Source organism: Pseudomonas sp. GW821-FHT12A04 (assembly GCF_058807755.1).
Window position 1 is genome coordinate 477,299 of the sequence record NZ_JBXAQZ010000001.1, and the last position, 25,542, is coordinate 502,840.

At 59.8% G+C, this 25,542-nt stretch carries 22 protein-coding genes; 9 read left to right on the forward strand and 13 right to left on the reverse strand.

The window, feature by feature from the left end; translation table 11 throughout:
• Nucleotides 1-53: 53 nt before the first annotated feature.
• From AC1RS8_RS02035 to AC1RS8_RS02065, 7 genes are all read right to left on the reverse strand, one after another.
• On the reverse strand, nt 54-683 hold the full coding sequence (locus AC1RS8_RS02035) for a LysE family translocator (RefSeq protein ID WP_057712435.1): 630 nt from the start codon (nt 681-683) through the stop codon (nt 54-56).
• A 528-nt stretch (nt 684-1,211) separates the two neighbouring features.
• Complete coding sequence (locus tag AC1RS8_RS02040; RefSeq protein ID WP_057712436.1) at nt 1,212-1,922, reverse strand: SDR family NAD(P)-dependent oxidoreductase; 711 nt, start codon at nt 1,920-1,922, stop codon at nt 1,212-1,214.
• A gap of 43 nt (nt 1,923-1,965) precedes the next feature.
• A complete protein-coding gene (locus AC1RS8_RS02045; protein WP_489339576.1) occupies nt 1,966-2,622 on the reverse strand; it encodes a DsbA family oxidoreductase in 657 nt (218 codons plus the stop codon).
• Nucleotides 2,619-2,840 (reverse strand): tautomerase family protein, encoded by a 222-nt coding sequence (locus AC1RS8_RS02050; RefSeq protein ID WP_008046542.1) that lies wholly within the window; start codon nt 2,838-2,840, stop codon nt 2,619-2,621. The genes AC1RS8_RS02045 and AC1RS8_RS02050 overlap by 4 nt, the downstream gene beginning before the upstream one ends.
• 789 nt (nt 2,841-3,629) lie before the next feature.
• Nucleotides 3,630-4,217, reverse strand: coding sequence for a PBECR2 nuclease fold domain-containing protein (locus AC1RS8_RS02055; RefSeq protein ID WP_223473864.1), 588 nt, complete (start codon nt 4,215-4,217; stop codon nt 3,630-3,632).
• A 178-nt stretch (nt 4,218-4,395) separates the two neighbouring features.
• Nucleotides 4,396-5,682: an OprD family porin gene (locus tag AC1RS8_RS02060; RefSeq protein WP_407515108.1), complete on the reverse strand. Its 1,287-nt coding sequence runs from the start codon at nt 5,680-5,682 to the stop codon at nt 4,396-4,398.
• Nucleotides 5,683-5,943: 261 nt separating this feature from the next.
• Nucleotides 5,944-6,615 (reverse strand): DsbA family protein, encoded by a 672-nt coding sequence (locus AC1RS8_RS02065; protein ID WP_489339574.1) that lies wholly within the window; start codon nt 6,613-6,615, stop codon nt 5,944-5,946.
• Nucleotides 6,616-6,878: 263 nt separating this feature from the next.
• On the opposite strand from AC1RS8_RS02065, the gene AC1RS8_RS02070 reads away from it, so the two are divergent.
• Nucleotides 6,879-8,972 carry a TonB-dependent receptor gene (locus AC1RS8_RS02070; RefSeq protein WP_489339573.1) on the forward strand — a complete coding sequence of 698 codons (2,094 nt, stop codon included), beginning with the start codon at nt 6,879-6,881 and terminating at the stop codon, nt 8,970-8,972.
• A 227-nt stretch (nt 8,973-9,199) separates the two neighbouring features.
• Here AC1RS8_RS02070 and AC1RS8_RS02075 read toward each other — a convergent pair whose 3' ends face one another.
• The 3 genes from AC1RS8_RS02075 to AC1RS8_RS02085 all read right to left on the reverse strand — a co-directional run bounded on the left by AC1RS8_RS02075 (nt 9,200) and on the right by AC1RS8_RS02085 (nt 13,952).
• Nucleotides 9,200-9,412 (reverse strand): hypothetical protein, encoded by a 213-nt coding sequence (locus AC1RS8_RS02075; RefSeq protein WP_057712441.1) that lies wholly within the window; start codon nt 9,410-9,412, stop codon nt 9,200-9,202.
• A gap of 243 nt (nt 9,413-9,655) precedes the next feature.
• Nucleotides 9,656-10,762 carry an agmatine deiminase gene (aguA, locus tag AC1RS8_RS02080; protein WP_057712442.1) on the reverse strand — a complete coding sequence of 369 codons (1,107 nt, stop codon included), beginning with the start codon at nt 10,760-10,762 and terminating at the stop codon, nt 9,656-9,658.
• 277 nt (nt 10,763-11,039) lie between these two features.
• Entirely contained in the window at nt 11,040-13,952 is a 2,913-nt protein-coding gene (locus AC1RS8_RS02085) for an aminotransferase (protein WP_489339572.1), read from the reverse strand.
• A 191-nt stretch (nt 13,953-14,143) separates the two neighbouring features.
• On the opposite strand from AC1RS8_RS02085, the gene rfbC reads away from it, so the two are divergent.
• The 4 genes from rfbC (at nt 14,144) to AC1RS8_RS02105 (ending at nt 18,478) form a co-directional block, all read left to right on the forward strand.
• The gene (gene rfbC / locus AC1RS8_RS02090; protein WP_489339571.1) at nt 14,144-14,689 is read left to right on the forward strand and encodes a dTDP-4-dehydrorhamnose 3,5-epimerase; all 546 of its coding nucleotides are present in this window, start codon (nt 14,144-14,146) and stop codon (nt 14,687-14,689) included.
• Between the two features lie 93 nt (nt 14,690-14,782).
• Entirely contained in the window at nt 14,783-16,591 is a 1,809-nt protein-coding gene (locus AC1RS8_RS02095) for a sensor histidine kinase (RefSeq protein ID WP_090457724.1), read from the forward strand.
• On the forward strand, nt 16,588-17,982 hold the full coding sequence (locus AC1RS8_RS02100) for a sigma-54-dependent transcriptional regulator (protein WP_489339570.1): 1,395 nt from the start codon (nt 16,588-16,590) through the stop codon (nt 17,980-17,982). Before AC1RS8_RS02095 ends, AC1RS8_RS02100 begins: the two co-directional genes overlap by 4 nt.
• A 40-nt stretch (nt 17,983-18,022) precedes the next feature.
• Complete coding sequence (locus AC1RS8_RS02105) at nt 18,023-18,478, forward strand: YiiD C-terminal domain-containing protein (protein WP_218495330.1); 456 nt, start codon at nt 18,023-18,025, stop codon at nt 18,476-18,478.
• Between the two features lie 37 nt (nt 18,479-18,515).
• Here AC1RS8_RS02105 and cysQ read toward each other — a convergent pair whose 3' ends face one another.
• A complete protein-coding gene (gene cysQ / locus AC1RS8_RS02110; protein WP_489339569.1) occupies nt 18,516-19,343 on the reverse strand; it encodes a 3'(2'),5'-bisphosphate nucleotidase CysQ in 828 nt (275 codons plus the stop codon).
• A complete protein-coding gene (gene nudE / locus AC1RS8_RS02115) occupies nt 19,340-19,906 on the reverse strand; it encodes an ADP compounds hydrolase NudE (RefSeq protein WP_090452543.1) in 567 nt (188 codons plus the stop codon). The genes cysQ and nudE overlap by 4 nt, the downstream gene beginning before the upstream one ends.
• A gap of 88 nt (nt 19,907-19,994) precedes the next feature.
• Here nudE and yrfG point away from each other — a divergent pair, with 88 nt between their 5' ends.
• On the forward strand, nt 19,995-20,657 hold the full coding sequence (yrfG, locus tag AC1RS8_RS02120; protein WP_057712448.1) for a GMP/IMP nucleotidase: 663 nt from the start codon (nt 19,995-19,997) through the stop codon (nt 20,655-20,657).
• Nucleotides 20,658-20,784: 127 nt separating this feature from the next.
• On the opposite strand, the gene lysM is transcribed toward yrfG, so the two are convergent.
• Nucleotides 20,785-21,225 carry a peptidoglycan-binding protein LysM gene (gene lysM / locus AC1RS8_RS02125; RefSeq protein WP_007972838.1) on the reverse strand — a complete coding sequence of 147 codons (441 nt, stop codon included), beginning with the start codon at nt 21,223-21,225 and terminating at the stop codon, nt 20,785-20,787.
• A 128-nt stretch (nt 21,226-21,353) separates the two neighbouring features.
• Here lysM and AC1RS8_RS02130 point away from each other — a divergent pair, with 128 nt between their 5' ends.
• From AC1RS8_RS02130 to AC1RS8_RS02140, 3 genes are all read left to right on the forward strand, one after another.
• Nucleotides 21,354-22,241 carry a LysR family transcriptional regulator gene (locus tag AC1RS8_RS02130; RefSeq protein WP_057712450.1) on the forward strand — a complete coding sequence of 296 codons (888 nt, stop codon included), beginning with the start codon at nt 21,354-21,356 and terminating at the stop codon, nt 22,239-22,241.
• 92 nt (nt 22,242-22,333) lie between these two features.
• Nucleotides 22,334-23,173, forward strand: coding sequence for a formate dehydrogenase accessory sulfurtransferase FdhD (gene fdhD, locus AC1RS8_RS02135; protein ID WP_057712451.1), 840 nt, complete (start codon nt 22,334-22,336; stop codon nt 23,171-23,173).
• Nucleotides 23,170-25,518 (forward strand): FdhF/YdeP family oxidoreductase, encoded by a 2,349-nt coding sequence (locus AC1RS8_RS02140; protein ID WP_489339568.1) that lies wholly within the window; start codon nt 23,170-23,172, stop codon nt 25,516-25,518. Before fdhD ends, AC1RS8_RS02140 begins: the two co-directional genes overlap by 4 nt.
• Nucleotides 25,519-25,542: the final 24 nt, after the last annotated feature.

Below are 25,542 nucleotides of genomic sequence, written 5' to 3' on the forward strand. Positions count from 1 at the left end.
GATAGCACGTATCAGCAAGGAAAAATTGTGCCGAGCCGATATGTCTCGCTCCTTTAAAATGGTCGATCAAGCAGAAGCAACCGTGCCGCCAGAGCTGTCATCACCGCAGCGAAGCTATAGGCACCAAGGCGTTTAGAGATCATGCCTTCGCGAAAGCGCACATGCAGCTGTCCGGCGCAAAATCCGAGCAGGGAATGGAAGATCAATGCGATCAGCGCAAGCAACAAACCCAAGAACATTAATTGCGAGGTGACACTACTGGTACCTACGGTGACGAACTGCGGTAGGAATACCATGAAGAACAACAGCGCCTTGGGGTTTAACAAACTGTTGAGCGTGGCTCGGACAAAGATCTTCTTCAGCGAGGCCTGTGTGGCTTGAGACTCAGTATCCGAAGTAGAAGTCTTCAATGCCTGCCACGCCAGCAACATCAGATAACAAGCCCCGGCCCAGCGCAGCAAGTCAAACGCCGGCGCCCAACTCATCACCAACACACCGAGGCCTGCGCTAACCATGACGGTCATCAGCACATCGGCCAGGGTTATTCCCAGTGCTGCAGCGAGGCCGGCACGCCATCCATGAGCAACCGCATGGCTGCTGACGATAGCCATGTTAGGGCCAGGAACGATCAACAACAGCAAGGCGGCAACAATGAACAGGTAAAGGTTAGTGGTATCCGGCATAGAGCATAAGTCCGTGAGTGAGGAGTAATGCTAACCAGTAGTAAATAGGCAGGAGCAGATACAGTGCGGATGGATTTGGCCGCAACAGTCTGGTTTGGACAGGAAAAATAATCTGGTCGACGGCATGGTAAAGCAGGTGCGGTTGGCCGCTTCTGGCTGTGGATTCAACCGGTCGACGCAACAGATTGGCTAAATCGTTCAGCGGGTGTTTCGTAGTTTAGTGTTTTTCGAGGGCGGCTATTTAGCTGCCTTGCTACTTCATTGAGTGTGGCGTACGAATGAAAAGGCCGCATAGGCAAAAGCGTCGACAAAAAAGCGATCGCTAGCAGATTCAATCTGCCCTTCGAAGTATTGGCTTCCAGGCTCCACACCCTGACCTTCATCCGAAACTGCTGCGCCCACCACTCACGGTTATGGAACCGAGAGCTCTCAATTCGACCATCCTTACCAAAAAGAATGGGTTATTCCAAACAAAACCCTCGTAGCAATACGAGGGCTTTGTTGTTTCAGGGGTTTGAAAAAACGCTTTCAGTGTCCCGCGCTCTGACCACCGTCCACGTGCAGGATTTCGCCAGTGACGAACTTGGCGCCGTCCAGATACACGACCGCTTGCGCAATATCATCGATCTCGCCCATGTGCCCGACCGGGTGCAGATTGCCCAGTGCGGCATGGGTTTCTTCGCCATGCATGGGGGTCTTGATGATGCCGGGGCTGACCGCGTTCACCCGGATCCCGCGCTTGGCGTATTCGATGGCCAGGGATTTGGTTGCTGCGTTGAGGCCGCCCTTGGTCAGTGAAGCCAACACCGATGGCACGCCGTCGATGGCGTGGTCCACCAGGCTGGTGGTGATGTTGACGACGTGGCCGCTGCCCTGCTTTTCCATCTCGGCGATGGCGAGTTGGGTGATGTAGAAGAAGCCATTGACGTTCACCGACAACACATTGGCGTAGTCCTCTGCGGTATACGCGGTGAACGGCTTGGCGATGAAGATCCCGGCGTTGTTGACCAGGGTATCGATGCGACCGAAACGGGAGATCGCTTCACGGATGACGCGCTGGGCGGTTTCCGGCTCGCCGATGTCACCGGCCACGGTGAGAATGTCCGGATCGGTGGACGGCTTGATCGAACGCGAAGTGGCGACGATCCGGTAACCGAGTTCACGAAAAGCTTTGACCATACCGTCGCCGAGACCTTGGGACGCGCCGGTGATAACGATGACTTTTTTCGAAATGCTCATGATGAAGACCTCTGACAATTAAAAGTGGGGTAGAAATCTGTAATCAGGCTTCGGCCGGGGCGTTCACCATTTGTCTCAACATCTGTTCGTAGTACTCGACCGATTGCGAACCGGACACCAGGTGGCGACCGTTCAGCACCATGGCCGGAACCGAGTTGATGCCGTGCTGGCGGTAATACATTTCAAGCTCACGCACGTCGCTGGCGAATGCGTCGGACGCCAGCACCTCTCTCGCCCCTGTCGCATCCAGCCCCGCTTCAGTCACCAGACGCACCAGCGTCGAGTGATCGCTCGGGTTCTGGCCTTCGCTGAAATAGGCCCGTAGCAGCACCCTCTTCAGCTCGACTTGTCGCCCTTCCTGCAACGCCCACAGCAACAATCGGTGCGCATCGAAGGTGTTGTAGAAGTGCGTGCGCTTCTCCAGATCGAACTTGAAGCCAATGGCCTCGCCGCGAGCGATTTGCATGGCCTTGCCGGCGGCGACGTCGTCGGCCGTTCTCCCGTACTTGCGCATCAGGTGCTCGACCGCTTGCTCACCTTCGGCTGGCATGTCCGGGTTCAATTCGAATGGCTTGTAGGTCAGCTCGACCGGGATTTCCCCGGCCACGTTCTCGATCGCCTGCTCCAGCGCCGTCGCCCCCAGTGCGCACCAGGGGCACACCACATCGGAGATGAAATCGATGGTGACGGAGGACGTCATGACTGCCCTTCCGCCTCGGCCAGTTGCTTGCGGTACTGGGTGGTGGTGATGCCGGCGTAACCCCAGTTATCGGTGTCGACTTCTTCGATCACGATGTGGGTCAGGTCAGGGCGTTTATTGAGGACGCGCTCCAGTGTTTCAGTGATCTCGGCAATCACCTGAGCTTTCTGCTCAGTGGTAACGCCATCGCGGGTGATGCGTACGGTTACGAAAGGCATGAGGGAAACTCCAGTGACCTTCCCGTCGGGATGATGGGAGAGGCGTTGGAGCTCAATTTATGGAGTTTGCTGGAAGGGATAAAGGTGGGAGCGGGAACTTCATTCGTTACGCGGTGTAATGAGTACTGTAGGACTCTATACCGTTTTTTCTGTCATCCAATTACTTACGTGTCGCAATTTTCCACTTTTTGCGACACGTCTTCGGGACATGTCGCTGCGGACGACACGTTCGCGATGAATCGCGAATGCATTTGTTAAGGCTTACCCCGCGCGATAGAGCTGATGCGGCTCTCATTCATATCGCGAACAAACTCCAGCAAGTCCTTCTGAAACTGATTTGTTCGATATCCCCTTCTGTTACCTCCCACAGCAACCTCGATCACCTCGTCAACCGAGTCGATATTCCTGCGAATGGTTTGAGCATCAAGCATTGCGCAAGCCCGTTTCACTGCGCACACCAGCTATCCGCATTTCCGCCGAGGAATCATTACCCCCTGTTGTTTCGATCAATTTCTCCATTTTGTAATGGTCCCCATCGTAAAAAAGTCAGATGTCGATGTGCGCGACTTCGCCGATCTGACCAACACCACCACAAGGCTACCGCTCGGGTTGACACAAACATCATCTGTGACAGAGAATTTGCCCAAGAGCGCGAAACCGACTGCCTTCAGGTGGCAATAGTCGGCGTTAGGAACCCCGTTGATGACCTGAAAATCAGCGCTCGGGTGAGACCTCTTCTCCCTTGCTTGAGGGAGCACAATATCAAGCAAGCTTCTCAAAAAAAGCAGCCTACTCAGGCTGCTTTTTTTGTTTGGATAATAGGTAACGTTGATAAACCAACCCGCCGTGTCGGTGCTTGTTCAGCGCCTTTTTGTCACAGTTCATGAAGTTCCAAAGTACATACCCACGGTCAACATGGATTACTACCAACATTTGGTACTTTGTGTGGTATGCGCCAATGAAGGCGAGACGATAGGAGTCATCGCTGTAGGAAACCCGCCAGATTTCTAATGGATTCTTCAGCGTATCTACAGCAAATTCAGTGAAACGCTCTCGGGCGTTAGGGCGTTTTTCCACTATGTGACGTAGATGCTCACGCCGAACCGTCACGGGTAAATATGGCGTTTCGATCAGCACCGTGTCAGTCCCTTCATGCAATCCAAAACCTAGCGCTACCTGCCTTAGAGCGGAGCAGACATCAACGGCCCCTGGTAGCTCTCGAACCACCTTGGTTTCCAAGAGTATTGATATGTCTCGCAGATCCGGCAAACCTAGATCCTTCCAGCTTTCCTGATCAGGAGCTTCCTTTACCCCTGGAGCTTTCATTCGGTGATCTCTCACGGTAACAACTGCTATTTCAGCCTGTTGAATCGTCACGAGAAATCAGGTGGATCCTCTTTTTCCCTCAGAGACTTCCGACAATCTTGAAGGGCATCGCCATTGCCATTGAAAGAGCCGTTTGGAAAATTCCAATTAGTCACAAAAAGCCCCGAACCAGTCGGGGCTTCTTCTTTTTTCTCAGCCTTGCATCAGACCTCGAGACCACAACCCATCATCAGAAGATGTTGATCGGGTAATCCACAAACACTCGCACTTCGTTGCCGCTGACGTTGTACTCGCTCGACTTCTGCGACACACGCAGGACCGAGCTGCGCAGTTTCACGCTGAGGTCTTTGGCCGGGCCGCTTTGGACGACGTATTTGATCTGGTTGAAGATCTCGCGCTCGGTGCCGCCTTCGCTGGTGGAGGTGGTGATGTTGTCACCGCGCACATAGGCCACGTTGTAGCTCAGGCCCGGTACACCGAAGGTGCTGAAGTCCAGGCCGTAGCCCACTTGCCAGCTGCGTTCGTCTTCGGCGTTGAAGTCGGACCAGTATGAGTTCGCCAGGTAGATGGTGTTGCCACCGTCGCCGATGCGGCCTTGATCTTTCTGGTAACCGCCGTAGGCGTAGCCCAGGTTGCTGTCGCCGGTGCTGCGCTGGTGTGCGAGGGTGAACGAGTGCGGGCCGGTGATGAAGGTGGCCGCCAGGCTCCAGATCTTGTTGTCGTCGCCGGTGATTCCGTTTTCGCGGACGTAGGAGTCTTCCAGCTTGGTGCGGTAGCCGTTGAAGTCCAGGGTCAGGGACTGGTCCTTGTCGATCGGGAACACGTAGTTGGCGTTCACGTATTGCTTCTTCAGCACGTCTTCGACGTCGGAAGCGTAGAGCGCGGCCTTGAATTGCTCGGTGAACTGGTAGCTACCGCCCAAGACGTTGATCGACTTCAAGCCACCGCTGTCACGGCCTTCGGCGCTTTTGCGCGATTCGGCGGTGAAGCGGCCGGCGTCCAGTTGCAGGCCTTTGATCTCCTTGGAGGTGATCAGAGTGCCGGTGTAGCTTTCCGGCAGCAGGCGCGAATTGTCGTAGTTCAGCACCGGCAGGGCCGGCATCTGGTCGCCGTAGGTCAGGGTGGTGCTGGACAGACGGAACTTGATCGCCGCGCCGCCCTTGGACAGATCGTCAGCCGGCTGGCCGCTGTCGCCCTTTTTGAAGAAATCGATACCTTGCGCGCCGCTACGGTCTTCATTGCGCTCCAGGTTCAGTGCGTACAACCCGAAAGCGTCCACACCCACGCCCACGGTGCCTTGGGTGAAGCCGGACGAGAACGTGCCGATGGCCGCCTGGCCCCACTCGGATTTATCCGGGTTGCCGTCTTTGTAGTCACGATTGATGTAAGCATTGCGCAGCAGCACTTTGAGGCTGCTGTCTTCAACAAAACCCTTGGATTCGGCCTGGTCGTTCGCCATGACCGGTGTCGCACTCAACATCCCCAGAGCGATCAGGCTGATTCGCTTGTTCAACATTTTGTTCTTTTCCTTATTTCCGGTTGATACGCGCTGTGCCGAACGGCCGAAACGGCGCTATCGCGCTCTTTTTTCATGACGAAAACAAAAAGGCCCGCCCACGATTTCTCGCGGCGGGCCTTTTTATAATTTTTGATCGTGGCGGTTGGCCACAGGCGTTGGGCCGAATCGTAGCTGTGCCCTTAACGATGTGTCAATTTCATGAATCTTCTAAAAATAGGCGAAAACCGTCTAAGAAATTGCTTTACGCAGCAGGAATATTCAATCACTGCAGCCATCGAGGCCGCAGGCTGCTACGGAAATGGATGATCCCTGATCGGGCAGCGACTGACTCAGCCACTGCGCAAATGCTTGGGGTTTGCCCAGCCACGGCCCGATATCGATCAGGGTGAATTGATCATTGTGCTCAAGCGCCAGGGTCGGAAAGCCCTGCCCGCCGACCATGGCCAAAAGCGCCCGGCTGTTCCTGATATGGCCTTCGGTGTCGGCCGCCCTGAAGGCTCTTTCGAAGGTTTGACGGTCCAGCCCCATGCCGTGGGCCAGTTCAAACAGTACCGATTCGTCGGCGATGCGGCGCCCCTCCACGTAGTGAGCGCTTTGCAAACGCCCCAACAACTCCAGCCCGCGACCTCCCATTTGCTCGGCAGCCAGCACCGCAGCGATGGGTGGCGCCGAGTCGAACACAGCCGTGTGATCACGCAACAAACCTTCGAAATAGGCTTCACCGAACGGCTGTCCGCTGTATTCGGCGATGCGCCGGTCATGGGGCATGACGTAACTGCGCAGTTGTGGCGAAACCTTTTGCCGATTGGCCCCCGTCATCATGCCGCCGCCGTGGGCAATCACGGGCAGCACAGCCTGGGCGGCCTGCACCAGCGGTTTGGCGCCGTAGCACCAGCCGCACAATGGGTCGTAGATGTAATGCAGGATCATGGGAAGGCTCCGACAGAAACTCAGGAAAATTCGATGTCGGCAGGTTAGTGCCCCAGCGACCCCGGAAAAACGCCGGATTGGCTTTCAGTCTGTTGCTTGAATCGGTCGAATGGTTGCGCAAGTCCTCTGTATCAACTCAGACACAACTCGAAACAATCAAATGATATAGATTCTCAATTACATCTAACGGCAGCAAATGACAAGCATTACTATTCGCGCCCCTTGCACGCTTCAACCTGAAAATTCTACGGATGCGCTTTTCAATGCCTGCCCCTTTTCGCCTTGCGCCCTACAGCCTTGGGCTTTCTGCCTTGTTGTCTGCCGGTTTTTCCTACGCTGCACCGACTACCTTGCCTGCCACATCGATCAGCGCCGAAGCTGAAGCCGACGACCCGCGCGTAACCCAAACCAGTACAGCAACCCGGACCGCGACACCGGTGCGCTACGTGCCACAAGCCATCGACTCGATCAAAACCTCGAACGTCATGGATTACGGCACCAACGATCTGGGCACGGCGCTCAGTGGTATCCCCAACGTCAGCAGCGGCGCCGATACTCGTTTCGACAGCCTGCGCATCCGCGGTTTCGACGCCAGCAACGACTTCTATCTCGATGGCATCCGCGACGACAGCCAGTACGTTCGCGACCTGCACAACATCGAACGCATCGACGTTTTGAAAGGCCCCGCCGCTGTGCTGTATGGCCGTGGCAGCCAGGGCGGCATCGTCAACCGGGTGAGCAAACTGCCTGAGTTCGGTCGCCGCTCGACTATTGAAGCCCAGGGCGGTAGCGAGGACTTGCGCAGCCTCTATGCCGACCTCAGCACCGACCCGTCCGAGAACATCAGCCTGCGTCTGAACATGGGCAACATGGACGAGAACAGCTTTCGTGATGGTGTGAGTGGCAATCGCCAGTTGTTCGCGCCCTCGATGAGCTGGCAGCTGACCCCCGACCTGAACTGGTTGGTGCAGTACGAATACAGCCGCTACAACCGCACGCCGGATCGTGGCATCCCCGGTGTAAACGGTCGCCCGGCAGACGTGGGGCGCGATACAACCTACGGCAGCGAAAACGATTTCATCGACGACAAGGCACAGTCCCTGCGCTCGAAACTCACGTATGAACTGAGCGACAACTGGCAACTGCGCCAGACCCTGGGTGTGTTCAAACTCGACAGCGATTTCGACAATACTTACTTGACCGGCTATGTCCCGGCCACCAACAAGGTTACGCGCCAGCACTGGCAGCAGGACCTGAACACCCGCAATGTCTACAACAACGTCGAGCTGGAAGGTGGTTTCGATACCTTCGGCCTGGAGCACCGCTTGCTCACCGGCATCGAAATCGGCAGCCAGCGCCGCGACCCACTGCTGTACACCGCCGCCACTTCCGGACCGGGCAGTTCACCAGTGCCGGCGCTGGACCTGAACAACCCGGACCGCAATTTGCGTCATACCGGGCGCATGGTGGTGTCGAGCAACACCCACACCGAGGTCGAGAGCCGTGCGGTGTATGTGCAGGATCAATTGCGCCTGAACGATCAATGGCAATTGCTCGCCGGCCTGCGTTACGACACGTTCGATATCGAGTCGACCAACAAGGTGCGCAACATTTCCGAAGACAGTGACAGTCATAGCACCAGCCCTCGCGTTGGCGTGGTCTGGACGCCGCTGCAAAATCACTCCTTCTACGCCTCCTGGAGCAAGACGTTCTCGCCGGTCGGCGGTGGCTTGATCGGCATCACCCCGGGCGCGGCAGGTAACAGCAATGACCTGAGCCCGGAGCGGACCAGGCAGAAAGAAATCGGGGTGAAGAGCGACTGGCTCGACGATCGCCTGAGCACCACGCTGGCCATCTATGAGCTGGAGCTCTACAACCGTCGCACCAGCGACCCGAACAACCCGACCATTACCCTGCTTTCAGGGCTGCAACGCTCTCGCGGGATCGAGCTGACCGCCGCTGGCAGGATTACCGGCAACTGGTACATGCGCGGAGGCGTGGGTCTGCAGGACGCAACCATCGAAAAGGACAACAACGGCCTGGAAGGCAAGCGCATCAACAACGTCGCCAAGCACAACGGCAGCCTGTTCCTGACCTGGAAACCGGAAATGGGCTGGTACGCCGAAACCGGCTTGACCTTGGTTGGCGACCGCTATGCCGATAACCTCAACACCACTGTGTTGCCGGGTTATGGCCGCTGGGACGCCTTGGCAGGCTTCCGCCAGAAGGATTGGGATTTGCGCGCGGCGCTGAACAATATCAGCGACAAGACGTATTACTCGTCGGCGACCAGTGCCTTTCAGATCCAGCCGGGGGCACCGCGTAGTCTGGTGGTGACGGGGACCTACAGTTTCTAAACAGCATTTATCCCGGTGTGAACCAATAACACTGGTTCACACTATTCCCTTGTGGGAGCGAGCTTGTTCGCGATAGCGGTGGGTCAGTCGATATAAATGCTGACTGGCCGGGCGCCATCGCGAGCAAGCTCTCCCACAGGGGATCGTAGTGATTGCATGAATCTGCACGCAAAAAAAACGCTGCCATCCCGGCAGCGCTTTTTTTGTTCAATCCGTTGTTGTTCTTCTTATCCTTCCATCACATCCCACAACGCATCCAGTTCCGCCTCGCTGAATAAACCAGCAGGGTAACGCTCGATCATTGTCCGGCGCGGATCAGTATCGCTGATCTGACGCATTCCATTGGACTTGAACCAGTGCGCCAGGATCTGGAGCGATTCGCTATTTACTGCCAGGGGATGCAACGCCTTGTCGCTCACTACGTTCACTTCGGCGTTCATTTCAGCGCTCTCTCCCGGTTTGTGAGCGGCTAACTTATCCAAGGTTTATGACAGAACATAGAAGTCCTCCCTCCCCCGAGTTACAACAGCGGAGATACAAGAGCTGTGCCAAGGTTTCTGAAGTGTGGCCTGGCAGATACAAAAAAGCCCGCAGGCCTGTAGGGCCGCGGGCTCCGTGCATTGCGGGAGGCTGATCGACAGCCTGAGGGATTTCGTAATCAACTCAAGCTGTTACGACCTCACTCACTCCTTGTGCGGCGCGGGTTGTTGCTGGGTAAGACAGTGAATATTGCCGCCCCCCAGTAACAGTTCGCGACCAGGCACCATTACCACTTCATGCTGTGGGAACAGGTTCTGCAAGATTTCCTTTGCCGGACCATCCTGCGGGTCGTCAAAGCTCGGCGCGATGATGCCGCCGTTGACGATCAGGAAGTTCACGTAGGAACCGGCCAGACGAACAGTAGGATTACGTTCCTGCGTACCATCAACCGGATCGACACCGGCACACTCTTCCTCGGTCGCAAACAGCGGACCCGGGATCGGCATCTTGTGCACCGTGAACGGGCGCCCCTTGGCATCGGTGCTGCTTTGCAGCGCTTTCATCGCCGCCTGACAGCGCGGGTAGTTCGGGTCCTGCGGATCATCGGTCCAGGCCAGCAGCACTTCACCCGGGCGCACGTAGCAGCAGAAGTTATCCACATGGCCGTCGGTTTCGTCGTTGAACAAGCCATCCGGCAGCCAGATGATCTTATCCACAGCCAGGTTTGCACTCAGGACCGCTTCGATTTCCGCTCGATTCATGTGCGGGTTGCGATTGCGGTTGAGCAGGCATTCTTCGGTGGTGATCAGGGTGCCTTCGCCGTCGACGTGAATCGAACCGCCTTCCAGCACGAAGCCTTCGGTGCGATAGCGGGGGCTGCGCTCGATCTCGAGGATCTTGCCACCAACCTGCGAGTCACGGTTCCACGGCGAATACAGGCCGCCGTCAAAACCGCCCCAGGCATTGAAGTCCCAGTTCACGCCACGGACTTCGCCACTGTTGTTGATGACGAAGGTAGGACCGGAGTCGCGAACCCAGGCGTCGTCGCTGGACATTTCCACCACACGAATATTCGGCACGTCCAGACGGGCACGGGCGTTTTCGTACTGGCCGGCGGAAACCGCCACGGTCACCGGTTCGAAACGGGCGATAGCCTTGGCCACTGCCACGTGAGCGGCTTGTGCCGGCTTGCCACCCAGGCGCCAGTTGTCCGGGCGCTCGGGCCAGATCATCCAGGTCTGGGTTTGAGGTGCCCATTCGGCTGGCATATAGAAGCCGTCGGCGCGAGGGGTGCTGTTCAACGTGGTCATGGCTCAGGACTCCGGAGTGACATTGATACCTGATAGAAATGGAAGCGTATGTGTAAACGCGGTGGGCTGTGGCGACTTTATATCCGATAAATATCGGCTTTTAAAGCACCTTACATCCACCGTTACAAAAACAATCGATTAAAAGCCGATATCAATCGAACTAAAATTCTCCCCCCCTGTGGGAGCGAACTTGTTCGCGATAGCGGTCTTTCAGTCGAAAAATCTGTGACTGGAATGGCCTCATCGCGAGCAAGCTAGCTTCCACAGGGGGATGTGTTTACAGCCCTTCTGCGAGCACCTTCGACAGCATGTCCACGAAGAAATCCACGCTCTGGCGCGAAGTGACCATCGGCGGCTTGATCTTGAGGATGTTCAGGTAATCGCCGGTCGGTTGCATGAAGATCCCCAGCTCACGCAAGCGATCGCACAGTGCGGTGGTTTCTTCGGTGGCCGGCTCCAGGGTTTCACGGTTGCGGATCAACTCGACGCCCAGGTAGAAACCGGAACCGTGCACCGCGCCCACTAACGGATGAATATCGATCAACGCTTCGAGGCGCTCCTTGAAGTGCCCGCCAACGACCTGGGCGTTCTCCCAGAGTTTTTCCTCTTGCATCACATCCAGCACGGCCATGCCGACCTGGCAACTGACCGGGCTGCCGCCGGCGGAAGAGAAGAAATAACCCTCGGCCTCCAGCGCCTCGGCGATTTCCCGGCGGGTGATGACCGCGCCCAGTGGCTGGCCGTTGCCCATGCCCTTGGCCATGGTGATGATGTCCGGCACGACGCCCTGCTCTTCGAAGCCCCAGAAGAAATCGCCCATGCGCCCGTAGCCGACCTGCACTTCGTCGGCGATGCACACACCGCCCCTGGCCCGGACCATGGCATAGACTTGTTTCAAATAACCTGGTGGCAGCGAGATACCGCCGGCATTGCCGTACACCGGTTCGCAGATGAAACCGGCCAGCTGGCGTTTCTGCTCGGCGATTTTCGCCAGGTTGTGTTCGACGCTGCGCACATAATCCGGCGCGCTTTCCGGGCCACGGAACTCACCGCGATAGGTGTTTGGCGCGGTCACCGGGTGCACCCAGTCCGGGCGGCTGCTCAAGGCCTTGGGATTGTCGGCGATCGAGGTCGACACCGAATCCGCGCCCACCGTCCAGCCGTGATAGGCCTCCAGCACGCTGAGCATGTCGCGACCGCCGCTGTAGGCCCACGCCAGACGAATCGCCAGGTCGTTGGCCTCGCTGCCGCTGTTGACCAGGAACACCCGGTCCATGCCATCGGGGGACAGCTTCAGCAAACGTTCGGAGAACTCGGCCACGGCTGCGTAGTTGAAGCGCGAGTTGGTGTTGAGCAACGACCACTGGCGGCTGGCGACTGCCGCCATGCGTGGATGGCCGTGGCCCAATACCGCTACGTTGTTGAGCATGTCGAGGTAGGAGCGGCCCTGCATATCGATCAAATGGTTGCGCCAGCCGCGTTCGATGCGCGGTGGATCAACGTAATAGTGTTTTTGTGTGCGGGCGAAGCTGGCATCGCGCCGGGCCAGCAAGGTCGCTCCGTCGAGCTCTGTTTCGGCATCACAGGCCAGCCCCAGCAACGCGGCCGGCGACGGGCATAACGCTTGCCAGGCGGCGGCGCGCGATGGCGTGCAGAACAACGGCGCATCGATCGACGCGCCACGGCACAACTGCACGATCAATGGCCCGCTGACCGAACCCAGCACCTGGCCTTTGACCAGGGCCGCGCCGCTGTGCAGCGACGGCGTGACACCCCAAAGCCGCACACTCAGTTGCGGGCCATCCAGATGCAGCACGCCCGCCGATGGCTGGTGCACCACCCCGGCAAACGGCGCTTCGACCGCCGTGCCTTGAGGCACACGCAACTCGACGTGCAGCGGGCACGTGTCCGGTTCAGCGGCGCTGTCCGGGCGGGTGTGGGACAGGCGGTATTGCCCGTAACGACTGGCCGCCAAGCCATGTGCCGCGGCCGCTTCATCCAGCAGGCGCTGATCGACACCCTCCTGCTCCCAGTTCCCGGCCTCGAAATGCGGGCTGAGCACACCGAGGTCGATCAAGGCGAACTCACGTCCCACCAGGCTCGGTAACAGCGGGGCGAAGCCTTCGCTGCCGATGGTAGGCAGGTTCTGGCCGACGGCGGTGAGGATCGCTGCTTCCATCAGCGCCAACGGCACCGACGTGGCTACACGGAAGATTTCCCATTCATGGACAAGGTTGTCGCGGCTGTAGGCATTGCCCGGATCAATGCTGACCTGCTGTTCGCCGCTGAGCACCAACACCGCTGCGCGGGCGACGATCAGCGGCCACAACGCCAGCAGCTCTTCGTGTTGCAACGGGTTGACCGCGTGATACGCCTGGATTGCCGGCAAAATGCAGAACGGATCGCCCTCGCCATGATGCAGCAGCGCGGCACAGGTCACCGACAGATCGGTGATGCGCCAGGTGCGCACCAGGTCGCCGAAATCAATCACGCCTTGCAGTTGCCAATGGCGCTGCGCATCACGCTGCCACACCACGTTGTCGTCGGTGATGTCCATGTGAATGGCCTGCACCGGCAGTTTGTCCTGCAGTGGCTGCAAATGCCGCTCGGCTTGCCCGGACGCTTCGACGATCAGTTTGCGTTGGGCTTCATCCTTGATCACCGGCAGCAAATGCGCGATCAGGGCGTGCGCATGGCGGGCGTCCCATTGCAGGGTTCGCACCAGCCCCGGATGGTCGAAATCCGCCAGGGCCAGGTCCATTTCTCCGCACAGGCGGCCGAAGCCGGACACCACCGTCGGGTTGAAATGGCCCAGGCTCGTCAGTGGCTGGCCTTCGATGTAATCGAGCAGACGAACGTGCACCGCCTGGCCACCCACGTCCAGCGACAGCAGGTCTGCACCGTTTTTCGCCTCGATAACACGCGGCACCTGTACATCGGGGTGCTCGCCCAGATGCTTGAGCCCGGCATGTTGTGACTGAAGCTCCAGTACCGAGTAGTCGCCACGGCAGATTTTCAGGACGAAACGTCCCCGCTCGCTGTCGACGCGATAGTTCAGGTCTTGCTGGCTGCCAAGGGCCTGCAACCTGCCGCTGAACCCGTAATGTTCTTCCAGCAGCTCTAGCGCTTGCTCCGCAGACACCTGCGGGCTGGGCAAACTGGCGCGATGAATCAACGTGGCGAGCGGCATACAACAACCCCTGAAATTTTATTAGGCGCCTATATCGCCACTGGTTCGGGCGATACGCAACCCCCCCGGAACCGGTAATGGTCATTTGCAGGGGCTGGAACAGGCCGGTAGATTTTTACTTGAGCACTCGCCCCGGTCGGCGCTTTGCGCAAGAATGGCGGCCATTAAACGCACGATGCTGGAGAGCCGCCATGAATGTAGTGACCACCGACCTGCCCGGTGTTCTGATCCTCGAACCCAAGGTCTTTGGTGACGAACGTGGTTTCTTCTATGAGAGCTTCAACGCCAGGGCTTTCAAAGAGGCCACCGGACTAGACACTGAATTCGTTCAAGACAACCACTCCCGTTCGCAGAAGGGCGTGCTGCGCGGTCTGCATTACCAACTGGAAAATACCCAGGGAAAACTGGTTCGCGTCACGGTCGGTGAAGTGCTGGACGTCGCCGTAGACATCCGTCGCAGCTCACCGCACTTCGGTAAATGGGTCGCTGTGCGCCTGTCTGCCGACAATCATCGCCAACTCTGGGTTCCGGAAGGTTTCGCCCACGGGTTCGTGGTCTTGAGCGAGTTTGCCGAGTTCCTTTACAAAACCACCGACTACTACACGCCCTCTGCCGAGCGCAGCATTCGCTGGGACGACCCGGACCTGGCCATCGACTGGCAACTGCAAGGCACGCCGCAGCTGTCGGCGAAAGATCAGGCCGGGGTATTTTTCAAGAATGCCGACGTCTTTGCCTGAAAGGTCGGCTGAAGCTCGCCGATCAAGATGCAGCTGACCCAAGGCGGGCAAGCCTAGGCATAATGCGCCTGTACCCACAGGCGCATGCTGCTCATGAAACCGACCCTCCCTCCCAGACCCCGTTGGCGCAGCCTGGCCCTGCTGGCACTGTGCCTGGCGCCGTTGCTGTGGCCGCTGGAACATCTCGCCGAGCGTTACTACCGCAGCGAGCTGGCCAGTCAGAATCGTCAGACCCTCGACCTCTACGTCGCCAACCTGCTGGGTACCCTGCATCGCTATGAAGTGTTGCCGCAGATCCTCGGCGACCTGCCGGCCCTGCGCGCCGTGCTCGGCGCACCGGACGATGGCGTCACCCAAGGCAACGCCAACCGCCTGCTGAAAAACATCGCCGCCCAGACCGGTGCCGAAGTCATGTACCTGATGGACACCACCGGCAAGACCCTGGCCGCCTCCAACTGGGACAAACACGACAGTTTCGTCGGGCGCAATTTTTCCTTCCGGCCGTATTTCAGCGAAGCCATGGCCGGGCGGCTCGGGCGCTTTTTCGGCCTGGGCACGACCTCGGCCAAGCGCGGTTACTTCTTCGCCGCTGGCGTGCGCGACGGTGAAAAAATCGTTGGTGTGCTGGTGGTCAAGGTCGACCTCGACCACACCGAAAGCCTGTGGGGCAAAACCCCGGAACAACTGCTGCTGACCGACCACAACGGCGTCGTCATTCTCACCTCGCGACCGGAGTGGCGATTCCGCTCGACCCGCCCGTTGAGCGAGGACGAAAGCAAGGCCATCACTGCGATCCAGCCCTATCCAACCCGCGATCCAAAACCGCTGAAGCTCAACCCGGACGCCTGGCTGACCCAGACCCAGCAGATCGCCGAAACCGGCTGGGACGTCAGCATCCTCGCCCCGCGCACCTTGATCGACCGCCCGGTACGTACGGTGGTGGCCATCGGTGGCGCAGCGCTGCTGGTGTTGATGCTGCTGCTTGGCCTGATGATGCAGCGCCGCCGCCATTACCTCGAGCGCATTGCTTTCGAAGCCAAGGCCCGCCGCGAACTGGAAGGCCGGGTTGCCGAGCGCACCAGCGATCTCGAAGGCCTGAACCGGCGCCTGAAACAGGAAGTGCTGGAACGCGAACAGGCCCAGCAGGAACTGGTACGCGCCCAGGATGATCTGGTGCAGGCCGGTAAATTGTCGGCACTGGGCACCATGTCGGCGAGCATCAGCCACGAACTCAATCAGCCGCTGGCAGCGATTCGCAGCTACGCGGAAAACGCCGAAGTGTTGCTCGATCACCAGCGCACCGACGATGCCCGTGGCAACCTCAAGCTGATCAGCGAATTGACCGGTCGCATGGCCTCGATCATCGCCCACCTGCGCGCCTTTGCCCGGCGCGACCGGCATGCCCCGGAAAGCGTCGCCCTGCAACCGGCGCTGGACGATGCCCTGGCCTTGCTGGCCAAGCGTCGACGCAGCATGGAAGTCGAGCTGATCCGCGACTTGCCCGCCGCCACCCTGTGGGTCGAAGCCGGGGAAACCCGCCTGCGCCAGGTACTCGGCAATCTGCTGGCCAACGCCCTGGATGCCCTGACGGAAAAAGGCCCGCCACGTAAACTCTGGCTCAGTGCCCAATCCACGGCCGATGGCGTCAACCTGTACATTCGCGACAACGGCCCCGGCTTTTGCATGGAAGCCCTCGGGCGCGCCAGCGAGCCGTTCTACACCACCAAGACCCGCACCCAGGGCCTCGGTTTGGGGCTGGCGATTTGCGAAACCCTGATGCGCGCCTTCGGCGGTGAACTGTCGTTCGCCAACCACAAGGAGGGCGGCGCCCTGATTACCCTGAAGCTGCGCGCAGGCGCACCGGGCGTGAGCCTGCAACCGTCCGAGGACCGAAGTGCATGACCATCGACAACCGCATTCAGGTCGTGTTGATCGACGACGACCCTCATTTGCGCCAGGCCTTGAGCCAGACGCTGGATCTGGCCGGCCTGAAAATCCTGCCGCTGGCCGAAGCCAAGGGCCTGGCCGCGCAACTTGAACGTGATTGGCCAGGGGTGGTGGTCAGTGACATCCGCATGCCCGGCATGGACGGTCTTGAGCTGTTGAGCGAACTGCACGCCCAGGACCCTGAGCTACCGGTGCTGTTGATCACCGGCCATGGCGATGTGCCGCTGGCGGTGCAGGCCATGCGCGCCGGAGCCTATGACTTTCTGGAGAAACCCTTCGCCAGCGACGCCCTGCTCGAAAGCGTGCGCCGCGCATTGGCCCTGCGCCGGCTGGTGCTGGACAACCGCAGCCTGCGATTGGCCTTGAGCGACCGCAACGAGCTGAGCACGCGGCTGGTTGGCCACTCACCTTCAATGCTGCGACTGCGCGAGCAGATCGGTGCCCTGGCGGCGACCAGGGCCGACGTGCTGATCCTCGGCGAAACCGGCGCAGGCAAAGAAGTCGTGGCCCGGGCGCTGCACGATTTATCCAGCCGTCGCAACGGTCCGTTCGTGGCGATCAACGCCGGTGCACTGGCCGAATCAGTGGTCGAAAGCGAGTTGTTCGGCCACGAGCCCGGCGCCTTCACCGGCGCGCAGAAACGCCGCATCGGCAAGTTCGAATTCGCCAATGGCGGCACGCTGTTCCTCGATGAAATCGAAAGCATGAGCCTGGATGTGCAGGTCAAATTGCTGCGTTTGCTGCAAGAGCGGGTAGTCGAACGCCTGGGCGGCAATCAACTGATCCCGCTGGACATCCGCATCATCGCCGCCACCAAGGAAGACCTGCGCCAGGCAGCGGATCAAGGGCGTTTCCGTGCCGACCTGTATTACCGCCTGAACGTTGCGCCGCTGCGGATTCCACCGCTGCGCGAACGGGGCGAAGATGCGCTGATGCTGTTCCAGTATTTTGCCGATGAAGCCAGTGCCCGCCACGGCTTGCCGCCCCATGAACTGCAACCGGGGCAACGTGCCTTGCTGCTGCGCCACACCTGGCCCGGCAACGTGCGCGAGCTGCAAAATGCGGCCGAACGTTTTGCCCTCGGGCTGGAACTGGCCCTCGACAACAGCACGCCGGAAGGCAGCGCTGGCAACAGGGTCGAAGTCGTCAACGGCGGTTTGAGCGAGCAAGTGGAGAACTTCGAAAAATCACTCATCGCCGCCGAACTGGCACGTTCGCACAGCTCCGTGCGCAGCGTCGCCGAAGCCCTCGGCATTCCGCGCAAGACCCTGCACGACAAACTGCGCAAGCACGGTCTGAGTTTCGCCGACAGTGGCGCCTCGGCCCACCCTGACGATCTCGATTGAGCTACCGTCCAATCATCCACTTCAAGCGAGAGCCCCCTGAATGAGCCGCGACAGTCGACAACTGGAATCCATTCTCCATCACGACATTCCCCTCACCAGGGACATGGGCCTCAAAGTGCTCGACTGGCATGACCAGCAACTGCGCCTGCACTTGCCGCTGGAAGCCAACGTCAACCACAAGAGCACCATGTTCGGCGGCAGCCTGTATTGCGGCGCGGTCCTGGCCGGTTGGGGCTGGCTGCATTTGCGCCTTAAAGAAGAAGGCATTACAGACGGGCACATCGTGATTCAGGAAGGACAGATCAGCTATCCGCTGCCGGTGACGGGGGATGCCAACGCCATTTGCCAGGCGCCGGACCCGGTGATCTGGAAGAAATTCCTGACCACCTTCCAGCGATACAGCCGTGCTCGGTTGACGCTGCATACACGGGTGGTCAACGAAGGTCGTGATGAGGATGCGGTGAGGTTTGTCGGACAGTACGTGCTGCACCGCTGAATGTGAGGGTGTTGTACAACCTGTGGCCAGGGTGATTTCAGGAGCGGGCCAATTCCAGCAGTTTCTCCCGCCAGGCCGCCTTCGCCGGCAATGCCAGGAAGAACGCATTCAACAGCGACGCCCGCGCCGGATAGCTGAACGGCTCGCCGCTCAATTCCAGCACTTCCCCGCCCGAACCTTCCAACACACCTTGCGCCGCCGCCGTGTCCCACTGGGAAGTCGGTGCCAGGCGCGGATAGCAATCCGCCGCCCCTTCGGCCAGCAGGCAAAACTTCAGCGAACTGCCGATATTGGCCAGTTGCAGCTCGCCAAGGCTGGCGCTCAACCCGGCCAGCAATCGCTCTTGCTCCGGACTCGAATGACGACGGCTGGCCACCACGGTGAACGACTCGCCGGGCGCTAACGCCTCACGCACCTTGATCGCCACGGGCGTGCCACCTTTATCGCCACGCCAGGCGCCGAGTCCCGCACCACCGACGTAAAAACGCCCGTTGGTCGGCATCGACACCACACCGAACACCACCCGACCGTTTTCGATCAGGGCGATATTGACGGTGAACTCTTCGCTGCCGCTGATGAACTCCTTGGTGCCATCCAGCGGATCGACCAGCCACCAGCGCTGCCATCCGGCCCGCACGTCTTGGGGGATGTTGGCATCTTCCTCGGAAAGCACCGGGATGCTCGGATCAAGCGCCGTCAACCCGGCCAGAATCAAGTGGTGCGCAGCCAGGTCGGCAGCGGTCACCGGCGAGTCATCAGCCTTCGCCGTGACGGCCGTGCCTGTGCGCCAGAACGGCAGGATCGCCTCACCGGCCTGCAAGGCCAGCTCAATGACCGGCGCCATCAACGGATGCGGGAAATTCATGGCTGGAACGCTCCGCGCTGAGTCAACAGGTCTCGGGCCAGGTACAGCGCCGCCAAGGCGCGGCCTTCGGTAAATTGCGGGTTTTGCGCCAGCGCCGAGAGCTCACGCAAATTGACCCTGTCCACCCGCATCGGCTCTGGCTCGTCGCCTTCCAGACGCTCTTCGTAGAGGTCGGTAGCCAGCACTACTTGGATCTTCTGGCTCATGTAGCCGGGGGACAGCGACAACTCGGTCAGGTGCTCCAGTTGCCGCGCGCCAAAACCGGCCTCTTCCTTGAGCTCGCGCTCGGCCGCCGCCAGCACGTCTTCGCCCGGCTCGATCAAACCCTTGGGCAATGACATTTCATATTCATCCGTGCCGCCGCAATACTCCTCGACCAGCACCGCATGCTCGGCGTCGAGCATCGCCACGATCATCACCGCGCCGTACCCGGCACCCTTGCCGACCAGGCGTTCATACGTGCGCTCCACGCCATTGGAAAAGCGCAGCTTCAGCTCTTCCACGCAGAACAATCGACTGGTGGCGACAATTTCGCGGGCGAGTATGGTGGGTTTCTGGCGCATGCAAAGCTCCTTGGCGTGAACGCGCTACTATAACGCGGCTTTCCCGATTGTTTACGCCAGAAATCTTTCTACTGCCCGAGACGTTGCCATGCCTTCATTACCCTGGTCCGACATCGATACCGTTCTGCTGGACATGGACGGCACGCTGCTGGACCTGCATTTCGACAACCACTTCTGGATGGAGCACCTGCCCCAACGCTACGCCGAACTGCACGGGGTCAGCCGGGCCATGGCCGAGATGGAATTGCAGCCGTTGTTCGAGCGCAATGCCGGCCAGTTGCAGTGGTACTGCCTGGACTTCTGGAGCGCCGAACTGAAACTGTCGGTGCGCGACCTGAAACTGGAAACCGCGCATCTGATAGCCCTGCGCCCGGATGCCGACACCTTTCTGTCGGCGATCAAACGGGCCGGCAAGCGCGTGGTGCTGATCACCAATGCCCATCGGGACGCGCTGTCGTTGAAGCTGGAAAAAATCGAACTGGCACCCTACTTCGAGCGCTTGATCAGCTCCCATGACTACGGCTTTCCCAAGGAAAATCCGCAGTTCTGGGATGCGCTGCAAGCCGATATCGATTTCGATCCGGCGCGCAGCCTGTTCATTGACGACACCCTGCCGATCCTGCGCAGTGCACGGGACTTTGGCGTGGCGCATTTGCTGGCAGTGCGAGAGCCGGATAGCCGCAAGGGACCGAAGGATACGGCGGAGTTCGCGGCGGTTGGGGATTATCGGGATTTGATTGCAGGGCTCTAGACCGAGTTGCCTGCTATCGCGAGCAAGCTCGCTCCCACAGGATCTGCGTCGTTCGCAATCTTCGTGATCGACTCAGGTCCTGTGGGAGCGTGGCTTGCCCGCGATGGCCATCACGCGGTTTGACGACTTACTCAGGAATCCGCAATGACTGCCCCGGATAGATCTTGTCCGGGTGCGACAGCATCGGTTTGTTGGCTTCGAAAATCTTGTTGTACTTGTTGGCATCGCCGTACACGCGCTTGGAAATCGCGCTGAGGGTATCGCCCTTCACCACGGTGACAAACACTGCCGCCTTCACCACCGGTCCAGTCACGGTGATCTGATCATCCACGCTGCCCACCCCGGCGATGTTGCCCACCGCCAGCAGGATCTTTTCCTTCTCTTCCTGGCTGGCGACTTCACCGGTCACCGTGACCTTGTCGCCATCGACCGTCGCCTGCACATTCGGGTTGCCCAGGCCGACCTTGCTGATGTGCTCCTTCAACTGCTCACTGGCGTTGGCGTTACCTGGCGTCAGCAAATCCAGCAATTTTTCGCCTGCTTCCTTCACAAAGCTCAAAAGACTCATGGTGCACTCTCCTTGGGTTTCGGGTTCCAGACATCAGAGCCTAGACCACGGTCGTCACCTACGAATCCAACCCGACCAATGACCCCGCTTGCGATAGAATCCGCACCTTCCCAACCCTTGGAGCGCAGATGGACATCAAGCAGCTGAAATTCCTCATCGCGCTCGACGAAACTCGCCATTTCGGCCAGGCCGCCGCACGCTGCCACATCACCCAGCCGACCCTGTCCATGCGCCTGCGCAGCCTCGAAGAAGAACTCGACCTGCCACTGGTCAATCGCGGCCAACGCTTCGAAGGTTTCACCGCACCGGGCGAACGGGTGCTGGCCTGGGCGCGCACCGTCCTGGCGGCCTATGACGGCTTGTACGCCGAGGCAGCCGCCTGTCGCGGCAATCTGGTCGGCACCTTGCGCCTGGGCGTAGTGCCGTTGTCGAGCTTCGATCCGCTGCCACTGATGCAACGCTTGCACGCCGAACACCCGAACCTGCGCTTCGAACTCTCGGCCCTGAGTTCCGAACAGATCCTCGAGCAACTGGCGAACAATCGCCTGGATCTGGGCGTGTCATACCTGGAACGCCTGGATGCCGAACACTTCGACTCCCTGGCCTTCAGCGAAACCCGCATGGGTTTGCTCTACGATCAACGCTTCTTCACCTTTGGCGAAGCGCCATTGAGTTGGGAATCGTTGATCGAACTGCCGCTGGGCATGCTCACCAGTGGCATGCACTTTCGCCAGTCCATCGACCATAACTTCCACAGCCGTGGCTTGACCCCGCAGCCGTTGTTGCAGACCGATGCCGTGCACCAACTGTTACAAGCCGTGCACGGTGGCTTGTGTTGCGCCGTGATGCCATTGGACGGCGGCCTCGAAGGCCTGACCGAGCATTTGCGCCTGCAGCCGATCGAGAACGCCCAGACCCTTGGCCGCCTCGGGTTGATCATGCGTCGCAGCGCACCGCGCTCGGCGCTGGCAGAAGCCTGTTTTGCCCTCTATCAGCAATCGCTGATTGGCGGTTGATCGACGGCATCTATCGGCAGATCAGTATTAGCGATTAGACGCGACAAGTTGCCGCGCCTAGTCTTAAAGCTGATCAAACCGTCGGTGATGCCATGAACACCAAGCGCCCTGCATGCGCGGCGCCTGCCCTCGAAACGCCCGCGCCCGCCGCAAGCCAGACGTACAGCTATAGCAATCTCGAATACTCCGAATCGGCCAGCACCGCGCTGGCAGAGGAAGTCGCGCTGGCGATTGCCTTCAACGGCATCAGCCAGGCGGTCATGCTGGTCACGCCCACGGACCTGGAAGATTTCATCGTCGGCTTCAGCCTGGGCAGCGGCATCATCCAGGACGCCACGGACATCTACGACCTGCAACTCAGCGGCTCGGGGTCGGCGCAATACGCGCAAGTGACCATCGCCAACCGCGCGTTCTGGAACCTCAAGCAGCAGCGCCGACAACTGGCAGGCACCAGCGGTTGCGGGTTGTGCGGCGTGGAAGCGGTCGAGCAGGCGTTGCCGGACCTTCAGGTATTGCCTGGCGCCCCGTTGCCGCCGATCGAATGGCTTGATGGCCTGCGCGAGCGCATCGGCGCCTTCCAGCCCTTGGGCCAGCATTGCGGCGCGGTGCATGCCGCAGTGTTCATGAACGACAAGGGTGAGTTGTTGCTGGGCCGCGAAGACATCGGCCGGCACAACGCCCTCGACAAACTGATCGGCGGATTGATCCGCCAGAAAATCCCCACCGCTGGCGGGCTGGCGATTGTCACCAGCCGCTGCAGCCTCGAATTGATCCAGAAAGTATTGCGCGCAGGCATCCAGACCCTGGTCAGCCTGTCGTCGCCCACGGGCCTTGCCGTGCAATGGGCCCGTCGCCACAACCTCAATCTCATCCATCTGCCACAGAAGAATGCGCCGCGGGTCTACAGCCCAACGTTGGAGAATCAAGCGTGAGTCAACACCGTCAAGCCGACCAGAAACCCGTCCCTCGCTTCAAGCCCTACAAAGGCCCGGCCGGCGGCTGGGGGGCACTGATCAGCGTTGCCCAGGCCTGGTTGACCAGCGACAACGCGCTGAAGAACCTGCGCATCATGCTCAAGACCAACCAGAACGGTGGCTTCGACTGCCCGGGTTGCGCCTGGGGCGATTCTCCGGAAAAGGGCATGGTGATGTTCTGCGAGAACGGCGCCAAGGCGGTGAACTGGGAAGCGACCAAACGCCGTGTCGATGCCAAATTCTTCGCCAAACACAGCGTCACTTCGCTGCTGGAACAAAGTGACTATTGGCTCGAGTACCAGGGCCGCCTGACCGAGCCGATGAGCTACGACGCTGAGACTGATCGCTACAAGCCGATCAGTTGGGACGACGCATTCGCCCTGATCGCCAGGCATCTGAACGGCCTGTCGAGCCCCGATCAGGCCGAGTTCTACACCTCGGGCCGGGCCAGTAACGAAGCGGCGTACCTCTATCAGCTGTTCGTGCGCGCCTACGGCACCAACAACTTCCCCGACTGCTCAAACATGTGCCACGAGGCCAGCGGTGTCGCGTTGTCGCAAAGCGTCGGGGTCGGCAAAGGCACCGTGACCTTCGACGACTTCGAACACGCCGATGCAATTTTCGTCTGGGGTCAGAACCCCGGCACCAACCACCCACGGATGCTCGAACCACTGCGCGAAGCGGTGAAACGCGGCGCTCAAGTGGTGTGCATCAACCCGCTCAAGGAGCGGGGCCTGGAGCGCTTCCAGCATCCACAGCACCCGATCGAAATGCTGATAAACGGCTCCGAGCCGACCAACACCGCGTTCTTCCGCCCGGCCCTGGGCGGCGACATGGCGATCATCCGCGGCATGGCGAAATTCCTCCTGCTGTGGGAGCGCGACGCGCAGAAAACCGGCGACCCGGCGGTGTTCGACCACGACTTCCTCAACGAGCACAGCGTCAACGTGCTGGATTACCTGGCCGTCATCGACGACACCCCGTGGGAGCAGATCGTCGAGCAGTCCGGCCTGAGCCTGGTAGAAATCGAGCAAGCGGCGCGCATGTACGTCAAGGGCAAGAACGTCATCATGTGCTGGGCCATGGGCATCACCCAGCATCGTCATTCGGTGGCGACCATCCAGGAAATCGCCAACCTGATGCTGCTGCGCGGCAACATCGGCCGGCCGGGTGCGGGCCTGTGCCCGGTGCGTGGCCACAGCAACGTGCAGGGTGACCGGACCATGGGCATCAACGAACGCCCACCTGTCGCGTTCCTCGATGCCCTGGAGCGTCGCTTCCAGTTCAAGGTGCCACGCGACAACGGCCACAACGTGGTCGAAGCGATTCATGCGATGGCTGAAGGCCGGGCCAAAGTCTTCATCGGCCTGGGCGGCAACTTCGCCCAGGCCACGCCGGACAGCCCGCGCACGTTCCAGGCCCTGCAAAACTGCGACCTGACCGTGCAGATCAGCACCAAGCTCAACCGCAGCCATTTGACCCACGGCAAGGACGCGCTGATCCTGCCGTGCCTGGGCCGCACCGACATCGATATCCAGACCCAAGGCCCGCAAGCGATAACCGTCGAAGACTCGTTCAGCATGGTCCACGCCTCCAATGGCCAGCTGCAGGCGCTGTCGAACCAGATGCGCTCGGAACCGGCGATCCTGGCCGGCATCGCCGCCGCGACCCTGGGCAGCCACCCGGTGGACTGGAACTGGCTGGTGGCCGACTACAGCCGCATCCGCGACCTGATTGCCGAGACCATTCCCGGCTTCAAGGACTTCAACGAGAAGATCAAGAGCCCTGGCGGTTTCTACCTGGGCAACAGTGCCGGCGCACGCAAGTGGAACACCGCTTCGGGCCGGGCCAATTTCCGCTCGAACGCGCTGCCCAAAGACCTGGTGCACGAACGCACCCGCGCCACCGGAGTACTGCCGGACCTGATCATGCAATCGATGCGTTCCCACGATCAGTACAACACCACTATCTATGGCCTCAACGATCGTTATCGCGGTGTGAAGGGTCAGCGGGATGTGTTGTTCGTCAACGAAGCCGACCTCATTCGCCTGGGCTTCAAGCCGGGGCAAAAGGCGGACATCGTTTCGCTCTGGGACGATGGCGTTGAACGTCGGGTAAAAGGTTTCACGCTGCTGGCGTTTGATATCCCGGCCGGGCAAGCGGCGGCCTACTATCCGGAAGTGAACCCGTTGGTGCCGCTGGAAAGCACCGGCGATGACAGCCATACGCCGACGTCGAAATTCGTGGCGATCCGGTTGGAAGCGGCGAGTGAGACCGGGTTGATCATGGCCAGGTCGGCGTAACACGTTGTCTGAACTGGCCCCATC

Coding starts and splice junctions, on each gene's coding strand:
- AC1RS8_RS02035 (WP_057712435.1), bottom strand. CDS start 683: ATGCCGGATACCACTAACCTTTACCTGTTCATTGTTGCCGCCTTGCTG.
- AC1RS8_RS02040 (WP_057712436.1), bottom strand. CDS start 1,922: ATGAGCATTTCGAAAAAAGTCATCGTTATCACCGGCGCGTCCCAAGGT.
- AC1RS8_RS02045 (WP_489339576.1), bottom strand. CDS start 2,622: ATGACGTCCTCCGTCACCATCGATTTCATCTCCGATGTGGTGTGCCCC.
- AC1RS8_RS02050 (WP_008046542.1), bottom strand. CDS start 2,840: ATGCCTTTCGTAACCGTACGCATCACCCGCGATGGCGTTACCACTGAG.
- AC1RS8_RS02060 (WP_407515108.1), bottom strand. CDS start 5,682: ATGTTGAACAAGCGAATCAGCCTGATCGCTCTGGGGATGTTGAGTGCG.
- AC1RS8_RS02065 (WP_489339574.1), bottom strand. CDS start 6,615: ATGATCCTGCATTACATCTACGACCCATTGTGCGGCTGGTGCTACGGC.
- AC1RS8_RS02070 (WP_489339573.1), top strand. CDS start 6,879: ATGCCTGCCCCTTTTCGCCTTGCGCCCTACAGCCTTGGGCTTTCTGCC.
- AC1RS8_RS02075 (WP_057712441.1), bottom strand. CDS start 9,412: ATGAACGCCGAAGTGAACGTAGTGAGCGACAAGGCGTTGCATCCCCTG.
- aguA (WP_057712442.1), bottom strand. CDS start 10,762: ATGACCACGTTGAACAGCACCCCTCGCGCCGACGGCTTCTATATGCCA.
- AC1RS8_RS02085 (WP_489339572.1), bottom strand. CDS start 13,952: ATGCCGCTCGCCACGTTGATTCATCGCGCCAGTTTGCCCAGCCCGCAG.
- rfbC (WP_489339571.1), top strand. CDS start 14,144: ATGAATGTAGTGACCACCGACCTGCCCGGTGTTCTGATCCTCGAACCC.
- AC1RS8_RS02095 (WP_090457724.1), top strand. CDS start 14,783: ATGAAACCGACCCTCCCTCCCAGACCCCGTTGGCGCAGCCTGGCCCTG.
- AC1RS8_RS02100 (WP_489339570.1), top strand. CDS start 16,588: ATGACCATCGACAACCGCATTCAGGTCGTGTTGATCGACGACGACCCT.
- AC1RS8_RS02105 (WP_218495330.1), top strand. CDS start 18,023: ATGAGCCGCGACAGTCGACAACTGGAATCCATTCTCCATCACGACATT.
- cysQ (WP_489339569.1), bottom strand. CDS start 19,343: ATGAATTTCCCGCATCCGTTGATGGCGCCGGTCATTGAGCTGGCCTTG.
- nudE (WP_090452543.1), bottom strand. CDS start 19,906: ATGCGCCAGAAACCCACCATACTCGCCCGCGAAATTGTCGCCACCAGT.
- yrfG (WP_057712448.1), top strand. CDS start 19,995: ATGCCTTCATTACCCTGGTCCGACATCGATACCGTTCTGCTGGACATG.
- lysM (WP_007972838.1), bottom strand. CDS start 21,225: ATGAGTCTTTTGAGCTTTGTGAAGGAAGCAGGCGAAAAATTGCTGGAT.
- AC1RS8_RS02130 (WP_057712450.1), top strand. CDS start 21,354: ATGGACATCAAGCAGCTGAAATTCCTCATCGCGCTCGACGAAACTCGC.
- fdhD (WP_057712451.1), top strand. CDS start 22,334: ATGAACACCAAGCGCCCTGCATGCGCGGCGCCTGCCCTCGAAACGCCC.